15 protein-coding genes are annotated in these 15,377 nt (G+C 72.8%); 8 read left to right on the forward strand and 7 right to left on the reverse strand.

Translation table 11 applies throughout. From position 1 onward, the window contains the following. Nucleotides 1–13: 13 nt before the first annotated feature. Nucleotides 14–1,171: an ROK family protein gene (locus tag ABFX81_RS22835; protein WP_086848040.1), complete on the forward strand. Its 1,158-nt coding sequence runs from the start codon at nt 14–16 to the stop codon at nt 1,169–1,171. 85 nt (nt 1,172–1,256) lie between these two features. Here the strand turns inward: ABFX81_RS22835 and ABFX81_RS22840 are convergent, their stop codons facing one another. Beyond that, entirely contained in the window at nt 1,257–2,018 is a 762-nt protein-coding gene (locus ABFX81_RS22840) for a UTRA domain-containing protein (protein ID WP_086848038.1), read from the reverse strand. A 188-nt stretch (nt 2,019–2,206) separates the two neighbouring features. Further along, nucleotides 2,207–3,091 (reverse strand): RNA polymerase sigma-70 factor, encoded by an 885-nt coding sequence (locus tag ABFX81_RS22845; protein WP_086848063.1) that lies wholly within the window; start codon nt 3,089–3,091, stop codon nt 2,207–2,209. Nucleotides 3,092–3,253: 162 nt separating this feature from the next. Between ABFX81_RS22845 and ABFX81_RS22850 the strand changes: the two genes are divergently transcribed. Continuing rightward, complete coding sequence (locus tag ABFX81_RS22850; RefSeq protein ID WP_150479517.1) at nt 3,254–4,084, forward strand: alpha/beta fold hydrolase; 831 nt, start codon at nt 3,254–3,256, stop codon at nt 4,082–4,084. Between the two features lie 40 nt (nt 4,085–4,124). Here the strand turns inward: ABFX81_RS22850 and ABFX81_RS22855 are convergent, their stop codons facing one another. Then, complete coding sequence (locus ABFX81_RS22855; protein ID WP_346138564.1) at nt 4,125–4,622, reverse strand: SRPBCC family protein; 498 nt, start codon at nt 4,620–4,622, stop codon at nt 4,125–4,127. A 174-nt stretch (nt 4,623–4,796) separates the two neighbouring features. Between ABFX81_RS22855 and pdxR the strand changes: the two genes are divergently transcribed. From pdxR to ABFX81_RS22870, 3 genes are all read left to right on the forward strand, one after another. Further along, on the forward strand, nt 4,797–6,227 hold the full coding sequence (pdxR, locus tag ABFX81_RS22860) for a MocR-like pyridoxine biosynthesis transcription factor PdxR (protein WP_086848034.1): 1,431 nt from the start codon (nt 4,797–4,799) through the stop codon (nt 6,225–6,227). A gap of 140 nt (nt 6,228–6,367) precedes the next feature. Further along, the gene (locus tag ABFX81_RS22865) at nt 6,368–7,942 is read left to right on the forward strand and encodes an alkaline phosphatase D family protein (protein WP_086848032.1); all 1,575 of its coding nucleotides are present in this window, start codon (nt 6,368–6,370) and stop codon (nt 7,940–7,942) included. A 108-nt stretch (nt 7,943–8,050) separates the two neighbouring features. Then, entirely contained in the window at nt 8,051–9,322 is a 1,272-nt protein-coding gene (locus ABFX81_RS22870; RefSeq protein WP_346138565.1) for a GNAT family N-acetyltransferase, read from the forward strand. A 9-nt stretch (nt 9,323–9,331) separates the two neighbouring features. On the opposite strand, the gene ABFX81_RS22875 is transcribed toward ABFX81_RS22870, so the two are convergent. Then, nucleotides 9,332–10,549, reverse strand: coding sequence for a PLP-dependent transferase (locus tag ABFX81_RS22875; RefSeq protein ID WP_086855025.1), 1,218 nt, complete (start codon nt 10,547–10,549; stop codon nt 9,332–9,334). Nucleotides 10,550–10,608: 59 nt separating this feature from the next. Between ABFX81_RS22875 and ABFX81_RS22880 the strand changes: the two genes are divergently transcribed. Together ABFX81_RS22880 and ABFX81_RS22885 are read left to right on the forward strand one after the other, a co-directional pair. Then, a complete protein-coding gene (locus ABFX81_RS22880; protein WP_086855024.1) occupies nt 10,609–11,100 on the forward strand; it encodes an AsnC family transcriptional regulator in 492 nt (163 codons plus the stop codon). A 32-nt stretch (nt 11,101–11,132) separates the two neighbouring features. Continuing rightward, nucleotides 11,133–12,824, forward strand: a complete 1,692-nt coding sequence (locus tag ABFX81_RS22885) for a DUF885 domain-containing protein (protein ID WP_346138566.1) — start codon at nt 11,133–11,135, stop codon at nt 12,822–12,824. Between the two features lie 6 nt (nt 12,825–12,830). On the opposite strand, the gene ABFX81_RS22890 is transcribed toward ABFX81_RS22885, so the two are convergent. From ABFX81_RS22890 to ABFX81_RS22900, 3 genes are all read right to left on the reverse strand, one after another. Beyond that, nucleotides 12,831–13,676: an SDR family oxidoreductase gene (locus ABFX81_RS22890; RefSeq protein ID WP_346138567.1), complete on the reverse strand. Its 846-nt coding sequence runs from the start codon at nt 13,674–13,676 to the stop codon at nt 12,831–12,833. Nucleotides 13,677–13,796: 120 nt separating this feature from the next. Continuing rightward, on the reverse strand, nt 13,797–14,315 hold the full coding sequence (locus ABFX81_RS22895; RefSeq protein WP_086853141.1) for an Imm21 family immunity protein: 519 nt from the start codon (nt 14,313–14,315) through the stop codon (nt 13,797–13,799). A 44-nt stretch (nt 14,316–14,359) separates the two neighbouring features. Next, nucleotides 14,360–14,836 carry a rhodanese-like domain-containing protein gene (locus tag ABFX81_RS22900; RefSeq protein ID WP_346138568.1) on the reverse strand — a complete coding sequence of 159 codons (477 nt, stop codon included), beginning with the start codon at nt 14,834–14,836 and terminating at the stop codon, nt 14,360–14,362. Nucleotides 14,837–14,929: 93 nt separating this feature from the next. Between ABFX81_RS22900 and ABFX81_RS22905 the strand changes: the two genes are divergently transcribed. Further along, a complete protein-coding gene (locus tag ABFX81_RS22905; protein WP_086853139.1) occupies nt 14,930–15,376 on the forward strand; it encodes a winged helix-turn-helix transcriptional regulator in 447 nt (148 codons plus the stop codon). Nucleotide 15,377 lies beyond the last annotated feature (1 nt).

The following is a 15,377-nucleotide window of genomic DNA, read 5'->3' on the forward strand; positions in this document are numbered from 1 at the left end:
GGGAGGACGGACGGTGGGGCGGCTGACCGGCGGGGATCCCTCGCTGCTGCGGAGGATCAACTCCGCGGTGGTGCTGCACGCGCTGCGTGCCACGGACTGCGCGACACTGACCGAGATCACCCGGGTGACGGGGCTGTCCCGGCCGACCGTCGAGGGCGTGGTCGAAGGGCTCATCGAGGCCGGTCTCGTCGTCGAGAAGGCGGCCGAGGAGGGTGCCGCCCGGAAGCAGGGGCGGCCGGCGCGGCGGTTCCGGTTCCGGGCGGAGGCCGGGCATCTGCTGGGGCTGGAGATCGGCGCGCACCGGGTGGCCGCGCTGCTGGCCGACCTGGACGGCCGGGTGATCGGCTCCCAGGCCAAGGACGTGCCCGAGACGGCCGCGGCCGACGAGCGGCTGGAGCGGCTGCGCGGAGCCGTCGCCGAGCTGCTGCGCCGGGCCGGTGTCGCGCGCGGCTCGCTGCGGGCCGTGGGCGTGGCCACGCCCGGGATCGTCGAGGCGGACGGCACGGTTCGGCTGAGCACCGCGCTGCCCGGGTGGACGGGGCTGCGGCTGGGCGAGCGGCTGAGCCGGTCGTTCAAGTGCCCGGTCCTGGTCGAGAACGACGCCAACGCGGCGGCCGTCGCCGAGCACTGGAAGGGCGCGGCCACCGAGTCGGACGACGTGGTGTTCGTGCTGGCGGGGCTCAGTCCGGGCGCCGGTTCACTGATCGGGGGGCGGCTGCACCGGGGCTACGGCGGGGCGGCCGGCGAGATCGGCGCGCTGCATCTGCTCGGCCGGGAGGTGACGCCGGAGACGCTGCTGTCCACCACGGACGAACCGCTGCACCCGCTCGACGAACAGGCCGTCGCCGAGGTCTTCGCGCAGGCCCGTGAGGGCGACCAGCGGGCCCGCGCGGCCGTCGACCGCTTCCTCCAGCGCCTGGTCCACGACGTGGCGGCCCTGGTCCTCGCCCTCGACCCGGAACTCGTCGTCATCGGCGGCTGGGCAGCGGGCCTGGACGGCGTCCTGGACCCCCTCCGCCGGGAACTGGCCCGCTACTGCCTGCGCCCTCCGCAGGTCGCTCTTTCCCGCCTGGGAGACGCGGCAGTGGCGACAGGCGCCTTGCGTCTCGCCCTGGACCACGTGGAGGAGCAGCTGTTCACGGTGGAGACCCCGACAACGCCCCACCGGTGACGCCCCTGAAGGGGCGCGGGGGAACTGCGCGACCAGCCACAACGCACCGGCAGTCCCCACGCACCGCACTCGGCTGGACGCGAGGTCAGGACGCCCGCCGCTCCGGCCCGGCGTGAATCTCCACGCCCCCCGCGTCACCGAAGGTCAACCGACACGTGTCAGCGCGATACGTCGCGACGGACAACGCGGCGACACGCCCCGCGGCCACGAACCGCGTCGTCACCACCAGAACGGGCGCCCCCGGCAGCCGGTCCAGTTCCTTCGCGTCGTCGGCCCCGGCGGAGCCGAGCTCCACCGCGTTCTCCTGCCGCTCCTGGTCCAGCCGCTGGAGCTCGCGCAGCACCGCACGCGCGCGTGCCGCTCCGGACGGCGCGTCGATGCCGGAGAGCTCGGGCACCGAGGACTGCGGGATGTAGAGCAGCTCGGCGGCGACGGGCCGGCCGTGCGAGACCCGGGAGCGCCGCACGATGTGCACGGACTCCTCCGGACCGGTCTCCAGCGCCTCGGCGACCGCCGCGGGCGGCACCGCCGCCGTGCAGTCGACGGGCTGCCAGGCGTCTTCGGGGCCGCCCGGCCAGGTGTGCGGGCCGGTGCCCAGGGAGACGCCCATGCGGGGCGGCGCGACGGTTGTGCCGACACCACGGCGGCGCTGGAGCCTGCCCTCCAGTTCGAGCTGCTCCAGGGCCTGTCGGAGCGTGGCGCGGGCGACGCCGAAGCGGGCCGCGAGATCGCGCTCGTTGGGCAGGATCTCCCCCACGGAGAACTCCGAGTCGAGCGCTTCGCTGAGCACGGTCTTGAGATGCCAGTACTTCGGCTCCGGCACCGATTCCAACTGCGTGGTCCCCACCCTGTCCTCCGCAATCGCCCTGGTCGGCGGCTTTTTAACGCCCTTGTTTTTTAAAGGTTGTTTCACTTCTCTGCGACCATAGGGCGGCCCTGATGCTTGGTCAATACCAATGGCCGGGAACGTTCACGGGACGTTCATGCGAAGGCGCGGCGGCGCTCCTGCGGCGCCGCCCAGTCGTGCGGCGCCGTCTAGAGGGCGGTCAGTGAGCGCAGCTTGTCGGGGTTGCGGACGATGTAGACCGCCTGGACGCGGCCGTCGGCGACATCGAGCTGGAAGACGGAGTCGGGCTTGCCGCCGGACAGGAACAGCAAGGCCGGGCCGCCGTTGAGCTCCAGGAATCGCAGGGAGAGGTCGGGGCCGCTCTTCCGCGCGGCGCCGACGAGGAACCGGCCCACCTTGTCCGCGGTCTCCAGGACCCGCAGCGGTGCCCGCGCCTTTCCGCCACTGTCGCCGACGAGCCGGACGTCCGGGGCGAGCAGTTCCATCAGCCCTTCCAGGTCACCGTCCGCCGCGGCGGCGAGGAACCGTTCGGTGAGGTCGCGCCGCTGGGCGGGGTCGACCTCGTAGCGCGGCCGCCGCTCCTCGACGTGCTTGCGCGCCCGCCCGGCCAGTTGGCGCACGGCCGGTTCGCCGCGGTCGAGCATGGTGGCGATGTCGGCGTACGGGAAGCCGAAGGCCTCGCGCAGTACGAACACCGCCCGCTCCAGCGGTGACAGGGACTCCAGCACGACGAGGACGGCGAAGGAGACGGAGTCCGCGAGCACGGCCCGCTCGGCGGTGTCCGGCACGGTGTCGCCGAAGTCGGTGAGGTACGGCTCGGGCAGCCACGGGCCCACGTACGTCTCCCCTCGGGCCTTGATCTGGCGCAGCCGGTCGATGGCGAGGCGGGTGGTGATCCGTACGAGGTAGCCGCGCGGTTCGCGCACGTCACCGCGGTCGCCGCCCGACCAGCGCAGCCAGGCCTCCTGGACCACGTCCTCCGCGTCGGCGACGCGGCCCAGCATGCGGTAGGCGACGCCCAGCAGGACGGGGCGGTGCGCTTCGAAGACGTCGGTCGCGGTCTCGGTGGTCACGGGATCCATCCCAGCCCACCGGTCCGGCCCTGTCCAGGCGGATTCGCCCCTCCTGGACAGCCGCGGCCGTGAAGTCGGCGACACCTCGGGGCTACCCGCCGGTAGCAATTGCTGACAAGCTGTCTACGGCGTCCGTCAGCGAGTACAGCCGAGGAGCACCGCATGTCCGTCACCGTCTCCTTCAAAGTCGCCTCCGCACAGGGCGAACAGAACGTGACCCTGTCCTACACGCGTCAGGGCAGCGGTGAACCGCTGCTCCTGCTGCACGGCATCGGTCACCACCGGCAGGTGTGGGACCCGGTGATACCCGCGCTGGCGGCCGAGCGGGACGTGATCGCCGTGGACCTGCCGGGGTGCGGCGAGTCGCCGGCGCTGCCGGACGGCATGGCGCACGACCTGCCGACCATGAACACCGTCCTCGCCGCGCTCTGCGAGGCGCTGGAGATCGAACGGCCGCACGTGGCGGGCAACTCGCTGGGCGGCCTGCTGGCCCTGGACCTGGCCCGGGCGCAGCTCGTCCGCTCCGTCACCGCCCTGTCCCCCGCGGGGTTCTGGAACGACCTCGAGCGCCGCTACGCCTTCACCGTGCTGATGACGATGCGGCAGATAGCCCAGCGGATGCCGCTGCCCGTCGTCGAACGGCTGGCCCGCCCGGCGATCGGCCGCACGCTGCTGACGAGCACCATCTACGCCCGCCCGGGCCGCCGTTCGCCCGAGGCCGTGGTCGCCGAGACGCTCGCGCTGGCCCGGGCCCAGGGGTTCTCCGAGACTCTCCGCTCCGGCAGGTCCGTGCAGTTCACCGACGACATCGTGGGCACACCGGTCACCGTGGCGTGGGGCAACCGGGACCGGCTGCTGATTCCCCGCCAGGGCGTGCGGGCCAAGAGCGTCATCCCCCGCGCCCGGCTGGTACGGCTGCCCGGCTGCGGCCACGTCCCGATGAACGACGACCCGGCCCTGGTCGCCCGGGTCGTCCTCGACGGCAGCCGCTGAGGGGCCGGGCGCCCGGCCCGGCCGGTCGTCGTCGCTCGGCCTACTCGGGCGCCACCCGTGCCGTCGCGGCGCGCAACAGCCGTACGTACCAGCCCCAGTCGGCCGGGCGCGCGACCGTCCCGGTCAGTGCGCGTTCGGCGCAGTCCATGCTCTGCCGGAACGCCGCGTCGTACAGGGGGCGGAAGTACAGCAGCCAGCCGAACCAGCGCACGCCCCCGGGGCGGAGCACCAGGGTGTTGCGCAGGACGGTGCGCTCCGCGCCGAGGTGCTGGACGCTGAACTCGTGGAAGCCCCGGAATCCGCGCGGGCCGGTGACACGGAACCGCACCCACTCCCCCGGCACGTAGTGACTCACCTCGTACCGCACGGAACCGTGACCGCCCGACGCGCCGACGGCCAGCGGCCCGTCGAAGCGCACCGGCGGCCAGCCGGGCGGCCACAGCCGGTCGTTGCCGGTGCCGAGGGAGTCGATCAGGGCGCCGACGGCTGCCGGTGCCGCGGGCAGCTCACGTTCGTGGACGTTCAGCACAGTGATCACGGGCGGAGGCTGCCCTGTCCTCCGGCCCGGCAACTGACCCGATCGGGGAACCGCGGCGCACGCCGGGGGCGCCCGTGGCCGGCCGCACGCCGACGCGCGCCCGTGGCCGACGGCCGCCGCCCCATGCATGGCGATGGGCGGAAGGCGCGCCCGCGGATCCGGCAGACTGACCGCATGGACCGCAACGAGCCGTCATCGCCCGCCTGGGAGCTGCTGCTCCCGGCCGCTTCGGCACCGGCACGCACGCGTGGCCGTTCCCTCCAGGCGGCGCTGCGCGAGGCGGTCCGCTCGGGCCGGCTCGCACCGGGCACCCGGCTGCCGTCGAGCCGCGACCTCGCGGCTGATCTGGGGGTGTCGCGCGGGCTGATCACGGAGGCGTACGAGCAGCTCACGGCGGAGGGCTATCTGCGCAGCGGCCGGGGCGCCGGGACGTGGGTGGGCTCGGCCGTACGGGCCGCCCGGCAGCGGGCGCGCGACCTCGCTCCGCGCTCCGCCGGGGCCCGGGCGGACTTCGTGCCCGGGACGCCGGACCTGTCGCTGTTCCCGCGCGCGGCGTGGGCCGCCGCGCAGCGCGGTGTGCTGGCGGAGATGCCGCACCAGGAGCTGGGGTATCCCGATCCGCGCGGGTTGCCGAGGCTGCGTACCGCGCTGGCCGAACTGCTCGCCCGGAGGCGGGGTGTGGTGGCCGACCCGGAGCGGATCGTGGTGGTCTCCGGGGTGGCCCAGGCGACGACGCTGCTGGGTTTCGCGCTGCACGCGCGCGGGGTGCGCACCGTGGGGGTGGAGGACCCGGGCAGTCCCCAGCACGACGCGTTGTACGCCTCGGCCGGGGTCACCGCCGTACCGCTGCCCGTGGACGGCGAGGGGATCGCCCTGGAGCCGCTGCGGGCGTCGGGCGTGCGGGCCGTGGTGACGACGCCGGCCCACCAGTTCCCCACCGGCATCGCCTACTCGCCCCGCCGTCGTGCCGAACTGCTGGACTGGGCACGGTCCGTGGACGGCATCATCCTGGAGGACGACTACGACGGCGACTTCCGCTACGACCGCGCTCCCGTCGGCGCGCTCCAGGGCCTCGCCCCGGACCACGTCGCCTACACGGGCTCGGTCAGCAAGTCCCTCGCGCCGGGCCTGCGGCTGGGCTGGCTGCTGGTGCCCGGGTCCTGGGCGGAGGAGATCGTCGAGCGCAAGCGCACTCTGGACCTCGGTCACCCGGCCCTCGACCAGGCGCTGTTCGCCCGCTTCCTGGAGCGCGGCGACTACGACCGCCAGTTGCGCCGCTGCCAGCGCGCCTACCGGGAGCGCCGTGACGCCCTGACCACCGCCCTCGACGAGCACTTCCCCGGCTCCCGGGTCTCGGGCATCGCCGCCGGCCTGCACGTGATCGCCACCCTGCCGGAGCGCTACGGCCCCGAGGAGCGCTTCCTCACCCGCGTGACTGCGGCAGGGGTGGCGGTACGCCCCCTGTCGGCCTACACACACCCGAGTCCCGCGCGGGAGGAGACAGACGGACCGAAGCGGACACGGCTCGTCCTGGGCTACGCGCACGTACCGCCCGCCCGCATCCACGAGGGCATACGTCTGATGGCGGAGGCGGCCGCGGGGTGACTCCGGGCGGAGCCCGCGTAGTCCCGCCGGTTCCCCTCCTCCCGCGGTCAGTTGTTCACTTGGGGTTCGTGTGTGCGCTGCGGCGTGCCAGTAGTTGTGGCTGTGCACACTGGCCGGATCCCGTCCCTGGAGGCGCATCCATGTCACACCGTCCGTTCCCCGCGCGCCGTAGCGTCCTGCGTGGCTCCCTCGCCGCGTCGGCGGCCCTCACCCTGCCCACCGCTCTCGGCGCGGCGCCGGCCTTCGCCCGGTCGGGGCGTCCGAAGGCGGGATGGGGTGTGCAGGCGGGAGATGTGACCCGCGACTCCGGGCTGGTGTGGGTACGGTCCGACCGGCCGGCCCGGATGATCGTCGAGACGTCGGCGACCGAGTCGTTCCGCAACCCGCGCAGATGGCACGGCCCGCTGCTGGGCCCGGGCACCGACTTCACCGGCACGACCCGGCTGCGCGGCCTGCCGTCCGGCGAGCAGATCCACTACCGGGTGCTGCTCGCCGACCCGGACGACCCGCGCCGCACCGGCGAGCCGGTCACCGGCACCTTCCGCACGGCGTCCGACAAGCGGCGTGACGGCGTGCGGTTCGTCTGGTCCGGCGACCTGGCGGGTCAGGGCTGGGGCATCAACCCGGAGCTCGGCGGCTACCGGATCTACGAGGCGATGGCCGCCCTGGACCCGGACTTCTTCATCTGCAGCGGCGACAACATCTACGCCGACGGGCCCCTCACCGAGACCGTCGCCCTGCCCGACGGGCGCACCTGGCGGAACATCACCACCGAGGAGAAGGCGAAGGTCGCCGAGACCCTGGCCGAGTTCCGCGGCAACTTCCGCTACAACCTGCTGGACGAGAACCTGCGCGCCTTCAACGCCCGGGTCCCGTCCATCATCCAGTGGGACGACCACGAGGTCACCAACAACTGGTACCCGGGCGAGATCCTCGGCGACACCCGGTACACCGAGAAGAACGTCGACGTGCTCGCCGCCCGCGCCCGCCGCGCCTTCTCCGAGTACTTCCCGATCTCCACGCTGCGCCGCCCCGACGGCCGCGTCTACCGCGTGCAGCACCACGGCCCGCTGCTGGACGTCTTCGTCCTGGACATGCGCACCTACCGCAACGCCAACTCGCCGGACGACCAGCCCACCGACCCCCAGGGCATCCTCGGCCGCGAGCAGCTCGAGTGGCTCAAGCGCGAGCTGGCCCGCTCCCGCGCGGTGTGGAAGGTGATCGCCTCCGACATGCCGATCGGCCTGGTCGTCCCGGACACCGGCGACGGCAGGCCGAACATCGAGGCCGTCGCCCAGGGCGACCCCGGGGCACCACTGGGCCGTGAGCTCCAGATCGCCGAGCTGCTGCGTTTCATCAAGCACCGCCGCATCACCGGCACGGTGTGGCTCACGGCCGACGTCCACTACACCTCGGCGCAGCACTACCAGCCGTCGCGGGCCGCGTTCACCGACTTCGAGCCGTTCTGGGAGTTCGTGTCGGGCCCGCTGAACGCCGGAGCGTTCCCGGCGAACACGCTCGACGGCACCTTCGGTCCCGACCGTGTGTTCCTGAAGGCACCGACGACCGCCAACGTCTCCCCCGCCGGGGGCTACCAGTTCTTCGGCGAGGTGGACATCGACGGCGGCAGCGGTGAGCTGACGGTGCGTCTGCGCGAGCAGGACGGCACCGTGCTGTTCACGCAGGTGCTCCAGCCGGGTCTGGTCGGCCAGTAGTACGGAGCGCAACGTTTGAAGCGTCGACAAGGGGGGCAAACTGCCCCCTTTACCCGCCGGTCACAAAGCGTTCGCGATCACGCAACACCATTCCGTCACAGTGGGTGCATGACGCGAAAAGTGACTGAAGTGACCGACCTGAAGAACGACTGCCGCTCCGCCACCTCCTGGCAGCGGGTCACGGCGGCCTTCAACACCTGGCGAACACGACGCCACGAACACGCGCCGCCGACGGGCGATACCGAGTCCCCGGCACCGGAGCCGGTGCCGGGGGCGAACACGCCCGGCTCGAACACCCTGTGGCGGATGCGGACCACGGTGAAGGACGAGCCCGGATCGCTGGCGTCCCTGTGCACGGCCCTCGCCGGGCACCGGGTCGACATCCTCAGCCTCCAGACCCATCCGCTGGCCGAGGGCACGGTGGACGAGTTCCTGCTGCGCGCCCCGGGCGAGCTGCAGGCTTCCGGCATCGCCACGGCCGTCCGGACGGCCGGCGGCACGGACACCTGGATCGAGCGGGCCGACGCCCACGACCTGGTGGACGCGCCGACCCGGGTCCTGGGACTCGCCGCCCGCACCGCCCTGGACGCCGCGGAACTGCCCCTGGCGCTGCGCCAGTTGCTGGGCCGGTGCACGATCCGTTCCCAGCCCGCCCCGGCCGGCGGCGGCCGGACGTCCGACGGTGTCCCGGTGGAGGGAGCCCTGGACGACACGGTGATGCGCCTGCGCGCCCCGGAAGGCGGAGTCATCACCGTGGAGCGGCCGTACCTGCCCTTCACACCGACCGAGTTCGCCCGGGCCAGGGCCCTCGTGGAGTTGGACGCCCGGCTCGGGCCGCGCCTCCCGCGCGGCCGGGACGTGCTCACCCTGGCCGAGGGCAGCGACATCACCGTGCGCCGGGCCGACACCCGTGATCTGGCGGCGGCCAAGGCGATGCACGAGCGGTGCTCGGACCGCACGCTCAGGTTGCGCTACCACGGGCCGGTCGGTGACGCCGACCGCTATCTCAACCACCTGCTCAGTCCGCGCTTCGGCCGTACCCTCGCCGTGCAGACGGCCTCCGGGCGGCTGGTCGGGCTCGGGCATCTGCTGTGGGACGGGGACGAGACGGAAGTCGCGGTGATCGTCGAGGACGCGTGGCAGCGGCGCGGTGTCGGCGGGGAGTTGCTGGGCCGACTGGTCGCGATGGCCGCGGAGGGGGGTTGCAGGAGTGTGTATGCCGTGACGCAGTCGTCCAACACGGGCATGGTTGCCGCGATGCGGGGGCTGGGCCTCCCCCTCGACTATCAGGTCGAGGAGGGGACCCTGGTCATCACCGCGCGGCTGGGTGAGACCGTTTCGACGGGTGCGGGTGAGGTGGGGAGCACCTCAGCGCCGTAGGGGCCGCTATCAGACGGCGGGTGCGGGTTCGTTGTGGCTTGTCGCGCAGTTCCCCGCGCCCCTGTCGGGACGCTTCAGCGCCTGGTCGAGATCGGACCACAGGTCCTCCACGTCCTCCAAGCCCACCGACATGCGCAGCAGACGGTCGCTCACCCCGGCCCCCCTGCGGTCGTCCGCGTCCACGATGCGGTGGCTGATGGAGGCCGGGTGCTGGATGAGGGTGTCCACGCTGCCGAGGCTCACCGCCGGGGTGATCAGGCGGACACCGGCGATGACCTCGTGGGGGTCGCCGTGTATCTCGAAGGAGACCATCGCGCCGCCGATGCGCGGGTAGTGCACGCGGGCTACGCGCGGGTCGGCGGCGAGGCGGTGGGCGAGTTCGGCGGCGTTGGCGGAGGCGGCCCGTACCCGGACGGGGAGGGTGGACAGGCCGCGCAGCAGCAGATAGCCGGCCAGCGGGTGCAGGACGCCGCCCGTCGCGAAGCGGACCTGCCGCAGCCGGCCGGCGAACTCCTCGTCGCAGGCGAGGACGCCCGCCAGCACGTCGCCGTGGCCGCCGAGGTACTTGGTGGCGCTGTGCAGCACCAGCCGTGCGCCCTGTTCGGCGGGGCGCTGGAGCACCGGCGTGGCGAACGTGTTGTCCACGAGCAGCGGCACCGAGCCGCAGGCGTGTGCGACGGCCCGGAGGTCGACCTCGGCGAGCGTCGGGTTGGCCGGGGACTCCACGATCACCAGGCCGGTGTCCGGACGCAGTGCCTCGGCGATTCCGGCGGGGTCGGTCCAGGTCACCTCCGAGCCCAGCAGCCCGGCGGTCAGCAAGTGGTCACTGCATCCGTAGAGGGGACGTACGGCCACCACGTGCCGCAGCCCCATGGAGGCGCGCACGAGCAGGACGGCGCTCAGGGCGGCCATGCCGCTGGCGAACGCGACCGCGGCCTCGGTGCCCTCCAGGCGGGCCAGCGCGGTCTCGAAGCGGGCGACGGTCGGGTTCCCCAGCCGCCCGTAGACGGGCGGGCCGTCCGGCTCCGCGCCGGTGGCCGCGAACGCGTCGATACGGGCCGCCTCGCCACGGCTGTCGTACGACGGGTAGGTGGTGGACAGGTCGATCGGCGGGGCGTGCAGCCCCTGCCGGGCGAGGTCGTCCCGCCCGGCGTGGACGGCCTCGGTGGCGAGTGCTCTCGGTGCGGTGCGTACGTCGGCGTGGGCGCCCATGCTCGCTGTGTCCATGACCGAAGGGTGAACACCGACCGGGCCCGAGGGCGGGAACACCGTGCTACGTTCGGCCGATGGCCGAATCTGTCGTACTGGACCCGGTGGATCTCCACCTGCTGCGGCTGTTGCAGAACGACGCCCGGACGACGTACCGGGATCTCGCCGCACAGGTCGGGGTGGCGCCGTCGACGTGTCTGGACCGGGTGACCCGGCTGCGCCGCTCGGGCGTGATCCTCGGGCACCGGCTGGAGCTGGATCCGGCCAAGCTGGGGCGAGGGCTGGAGGCCCTGCTGTCGGTGCAGGTCAGGCCGCACCGGCGGGAGCTGGTGGGACCGTTCGTGGAGCGGATCCGCGCCCTGCCGGAGTCGCGGACCGTCTTCCACCTGACCGGGCCGGACGACTACCTCGTCCATGTCGCGGTCGCCGACATGTCCGACCTCCAGCGGCTCGTGCTGGACGAGTTCACCTCGCGGCGTGAGGTGGCGCGTGTGGAGACCCGCCTGATCTTCCAGCAGTGGGAGTGCGGGCCGCTGCTGCCGCCTTCGCCCTCGGCTCAATCCACATGACGTGGGCCGCACGTCGTACCAGGATGGACCGCATGTCTGAGATCAAGAGCCCGCTGCCCCGTGAGGTCGCCGACGCGTACGTCGACGAGCTCGTCGCCCTCGACCCGATCACCGGCACGTTCCTCGGCGTCAAGGAGAGTTCGAGCAGGCTGCCCGACACCTCGCCCGCGGGCCAGGAGGCGTTCGCGGAGCTGGCGCGCCGGACGCTGGCCCGGCTGGACGAGGCGGAGCGGCTGCCCGGCGCGGACAGTGACATCGAGCGCCGGTGCGGACGGCTGCTGCGTGAACGGCTCAACGCCGAACTCGGCGTGCACGAGGCCGAGGAGAGTCTGCGTTCCGTCAGCAACCTGAGCTCCATCGCCCATGCCGTGCGGCAGGTGTTCACCGTGACGCCGGCGCAGTCGGAGGAGGACTGGGCGGCGATCGCCGAGCGGCTGCGCGCGGTCCCGGCCGCGCTGGAGGGGTATCGGGAGTCCCTGGCGCTCGGCCTGGAGCGGAAGCTGTACGGCGGGCCGCGTGCCACGGCCACGTTCGTGGAGCAGCTCGGCGAGTGGGCGGACGCCGACGGCGAGGGCCGTGGCTGGTTCGAGACCTACGCGGCCGCCGGACCCGAGGCGCTGCGGTCCGAGCTGGACACGGCGGCCCGCTCGGCCACCGAGGCGGTCGTACGGCTGCGCGACTGGATGCGGGACGTGTACGCACCGGCGGTCGAGGGCGCGCCGGACGTGGTGGGCCGCGAGCGGTACGCGCGCTGGGTGCGGTACTACAACGGCACGGACCTCGACCTGGACGAGGCGTACGCGTACGGCTGGTCCGAGTACCACCGCCTCCTCGGCGAGATGAAGGCGGAGGCCGGGAAGATCCTGCCCGGTGCCGCCACGCCGTGGGTGGCGCTGGCGCACCTGGACGAGCACGGCACGCACATCGAGGGCGTCGACGAGGTCCGCGACTGGTTGCAGTCCCTGATGGACGAGGCGATCGAAGCGCTCGACGGCACCCACTTCGACCTGGCCGAGCGGGTGCGCCGGGTGGAGTCGCGCATCGCCCCTCCGGGCAGCGCCGCGGCCCCCTACTACACGCCGCCCTCGGACGACTTCACGCGCCCGGGCTGCACCTGGCTGCCGACCATGGGCGAGACGAGCTTCCCCGTCTACGACCTGGTGTCGACCTGGTACCACGAGGGCGTGCCCGGCCATCACCTCCAGCTCGCCCAGTGGAAGCACGTGGCGGAGAACCTCTCCCGCTACCAGGCGAGTGTCGGCATGGTGAGCGCCAACGCCGAGGGCTGGGCCCTGTACGCCGAGCGCCTGATGGACGAACTGGGCTTCCTGACGGACCCGGAGCGCCGGCTCGGTTACCTGGACGCGCAGATGATGCGTGCCGTACGCGTCATCATCGACATCGGCATGCACCTGGAGCTGAAGATCCCGGACGACTCCCCGTTCCGCCCGGGCGAGCGCTGGACGCCCGAGCTGGCTCAGGAGTTCTTCGGCTCGCACAGCAGCCGGCCCGCGGACTTCGTGGAGAGCGAGCTGACCCGCTATCTGTCCATGCCGGGCCAGGCCATCGGCTACAAGCTCGGCGAGCGGGCCTGGCTGCTGGGCCGCGAGAAGGCCCGCGCCCGGCGCGGTGACGCCTTCGACCCGAAAGCCTGGCACATGGCGGCCCTCTCGCAGGGCTCGCTGGGCCTGGACGACCTGGTCGACGAACTGTCCCGGCTCTAGGGGAAGTCAACGGCGGAAGCCGCCCTCGGAGTCGATGACCTGCCCGGTGACCCACTCCGCCTCGTCCGTGGCGAGCCATGCGATGAGGCGGGCCGGGTCGTCGGGCATGCCCCACCTTCCGGCCGGGAAGCGCTCCGCGACGGCCTCGTAGTCCTCGCCGGTCATGTAGTCCGTGTCGACCGGTCCCGGGTTGACGGTGTTCACGGTGACCGCGTGGTCGGCGAGAGCCGTCGCCAGGGAGCGGGTGACGGAGGCGAGGGCCCCCTTCTGGAGGGCGTAGGCGAGCTCCCGGGGCATGCCGCCCGCGATGTCCTGGCCGGAGGTCATCATGATCACGCGTCCGCCCGGGCTGCGCGGCGGCAGTGCGGACCGCAGCCGCGCATAGGCCTGGATCAGCAGGATGACGGAGCGGGTGCCGACCTCCCAGTGCCGGTCGAGCATCGCCGTGTCGATCTCGTCCAGGGAGCCGTCGAACCCGCTCTGCGCGTGGTTGGCGACGAGGATGTCGAGCCGCCCGCCCAGCGCTTCGGCGGCCCTGCCGACGAGTTCACCGGGGACGGCCGGATCGCCCAGATCACCGGGTCCGTCGACGACCCGGGCCTCGGGATCCCCGAGCGCCTCGCGCACGGACGCGACGACGTCCTCGGGACGATCGGCGCCCCAGGGCTGACCTGCATCGTGCGGCACATGGTGATGCAGATAGACACTCGCCCCGTAGGCGGCAAGGCGCCGGGCCACGGCGTGCCCGATGCCGCCGCGCCGGCTGGCACCGGTGACGAGGGCTGTGCGGCCGCTCAGGGGCAGGGGGTCGCGGCGGAGTTCTTCGGGGGTGGGGTGGGGAAGTCGAGGCATACCGCTCAGGGTGGCCCGGGCTTCTTGACCGACGCACGCGAATATCGCCCTCCAGGGGCGCGGGGAACTGCGCGACCAGCCACAGACGACCCGCACACGCCGGACAACCGCCCCCAACGGCTACCTCGGCGCAAGCAACCGCAACTGAACCAAGCCCAACCACGTTTCAGGCCCGGGCTGAACCCGAGCCGCCCGAACCGCGTAGCGCCCCCGCTCCAGAACCACCCGAACCCCCTCGCTCCCCGAAGGATCCGCCCCAGGCCACGCCGCGTCGAAAAGCAGCACGGCCCCGGGCACGTCCCAGTGCACGTCCGGCTCCCACTCCGCCGTATCGACAGCCAACGGCACGCTCGCCAGCAGCTCGTCCTCGGAGTTGCCCGCGCACCACCGGACGAACATCCCGTGGCCGGGCAGGTAGGCCGTCGAGGCAGGCTCGTCGCCCAGAACCAGCGCCGTGCAGTCGCCGACCGGCAGGAGCCCGACGTGCCCGTCCACCTCGCAGGCCCGGTCGTAATCGGACGCCGTCTCCTCGCCGTCGGCACCCGCCCAGAACGGCAGAACCGTCTCCGGCACCGCTATCAGCGGCCCGCCGCCCGACTCCACCCATTCCACGACGCCCGGCTCCGCGTATCGCACCATGGCGCAAGAACCTACATGGTCAACTCCCTCCAAAACTTCGGGGGTCAGCAGCCGCAGTCACCGGCGTCCGCGGGTGCCGTCAGGGGATCCGGGGCACGGCGTTCACGGCCCTGCCAGGTCTCGAACTCCAGGCCCTCGCGCACCCAGTACTCGAAGCCGCCGAGCATCTCCTTGACGGGGTAGCCGAGTTCGGCGAGGGCCAGGGCGGCACGGGCGGCGCCGTTGCAGCCGGGGCCCCAGCAGTACGTCACGACCGGCACCGACCTGTCGAGGAGGTGCGCGGCCTGCTCGCGGACGAGCGCGGTCGGCAGGTGGACGGCGCCGGGGACGTGGCCCTGGTCCCAGGCCTCGGTGGAGCGGGAGTCGACGATGACGAAGCCGGGGTCGCCGCCGGCCGCGAGCGCGGCGGCGACGTCGGAGACATCGGTGTGGAAGGCGAGACTGGCGCGGAAGTGGGCGGCGGCCTCGGCCGGGGCGGCGGGGGCCACGCGCAGGACGGGATTCACGGTGATGACGGTCATGCCGAAAAGCTACGGCCGCTGATCCGCGCCCTGAAGCGATGATCCCCGGCATTTCGCTTGATGCGCCGGGGATTACGCTGCTATTCCTCGGTGATGACCGCGTATTCCCCGGACGCCACCGACTGGCGCATCCTCGACGTCCTCCAGCGGGAGGGCCGGGCGAGTTTCACCGAGCTGGCCCGTGCCGTCTCCATGTCCGCGAGCGCGGTCACCGAACGGGTGCGCCGGATGGAGGAGGCCGGAGTCATCCAGGGCTACGCGGCGGTGGTCGATCCGGAGAAGCTGGGAATGCCGATCCTGGAGTTCGTGCGTCTGCGGTACCCCACCGGTAACTACAAGCCCTTCCACGACCTCGTCGCCGCCACGCCCGAGATCCTGGAGGCACACCACGTCACCGGCGACGACTGCTTCGTCATCAAGGTCACGGCCCGCTCGATGCGCCACCTGGAGGAGGTGTCGGGGCGGATCGGGGCGCTGGGCTCCGTGACCACGAGCGTCGTGTACTCCTCGCCCCTGCCCCGGCGCCCCCTCGGCCGCTGAC

Origin of the sequence: Streptomyces coeruleofuscus (genome assembly GCF_039532725.1) — a bacterium.
Classification (GTDB): Bacteria; Actinomycetota; Actinomycetes; order Streptomycetales; family Streptomycetaceae; genus Streptomyces; species Streptomyces coeruleofuscus.

Bases quoted from the DNA above. Each gene is read 5' to 3' on its own strand.
- ABFX81_RS22850 (WP_150479517.1), top strand. From the start codon at position 3,254: ATGTCCGTCACCGTCTCCTTCAAAGTCGCCTCCGCACAGGGCGAACAG.
- pdxR (WP_086848034.1), top strand. From the start codon at position 4,797: ATGGACCGCAACGAGCCGTCATCGCCCGCCTGGGAGCTGCTGCTCCCG.
- ABFX81_RS22865 (WP_086848032.1), top strand. From the start codon at position 6,368: ATGTCACACCGTCCGTTCCCCGCGCGCCGTAGCGTCCTGCGTGGCTCC.
- ABFX81_RS22870 (WP_346138565.1), top strand. From the start codon at position 8,051: ATGACGCGAAAAGTGACTGAAGTGACCGACCTGAAGAACGACTGCCGC.
- ABFX81_RS22875 (WP_086855025.1), bottom strand. From the start codon at position 10,549: ATGGACACAGCGAGCATGGGCGCCCACGCCGACGTACGCACCGCACCG.
- ABFX81_RS22880 (WP_086855024.1), top strand. From the start codon at position 10,609: ATGGCCGAATCTGTCGTACTGGACCCGGTGGATCTCCACCTGCTGCGG.
- ABFX81_RS22885 (WP_346138566.1), top strand. From the start codon at position 11,133: ATGTCTGAGATCAAGAGCCCGCTGCCCCGTGAGGTCGCCGACGCGTAC.
- ABFX81_RS22890 (WP_346138567.1), bottom strand. From the start codon at position 13,676: ATGCCTCGACTTCCCCACCCCACCCCCGAAGAACTCCGCCGCGACCCC.
- ABFX81_RS22895 (WP_086853141.1), bottom strand. From the start codon at position 14,315: ATGGTGCGATACGCGGAGCCGGGCGTCGTGGAATGGGTGGAGTCGGGC.
- ABFX81_RS22900 (WP_346138568.1), bottom strand. From the start codon at position 14,836: ATGACCGTCATCACCGTGAATCCCGTCCTGCGCGTGGCCCCCGCCGCC.
- ABFX81_RS22905 (WP_086853139.1), top strand. From the start codon at position 14,930: ATGACCGCGTATTCCCCGGACGCCACCGACTGGCGCATCCTCGACGTC.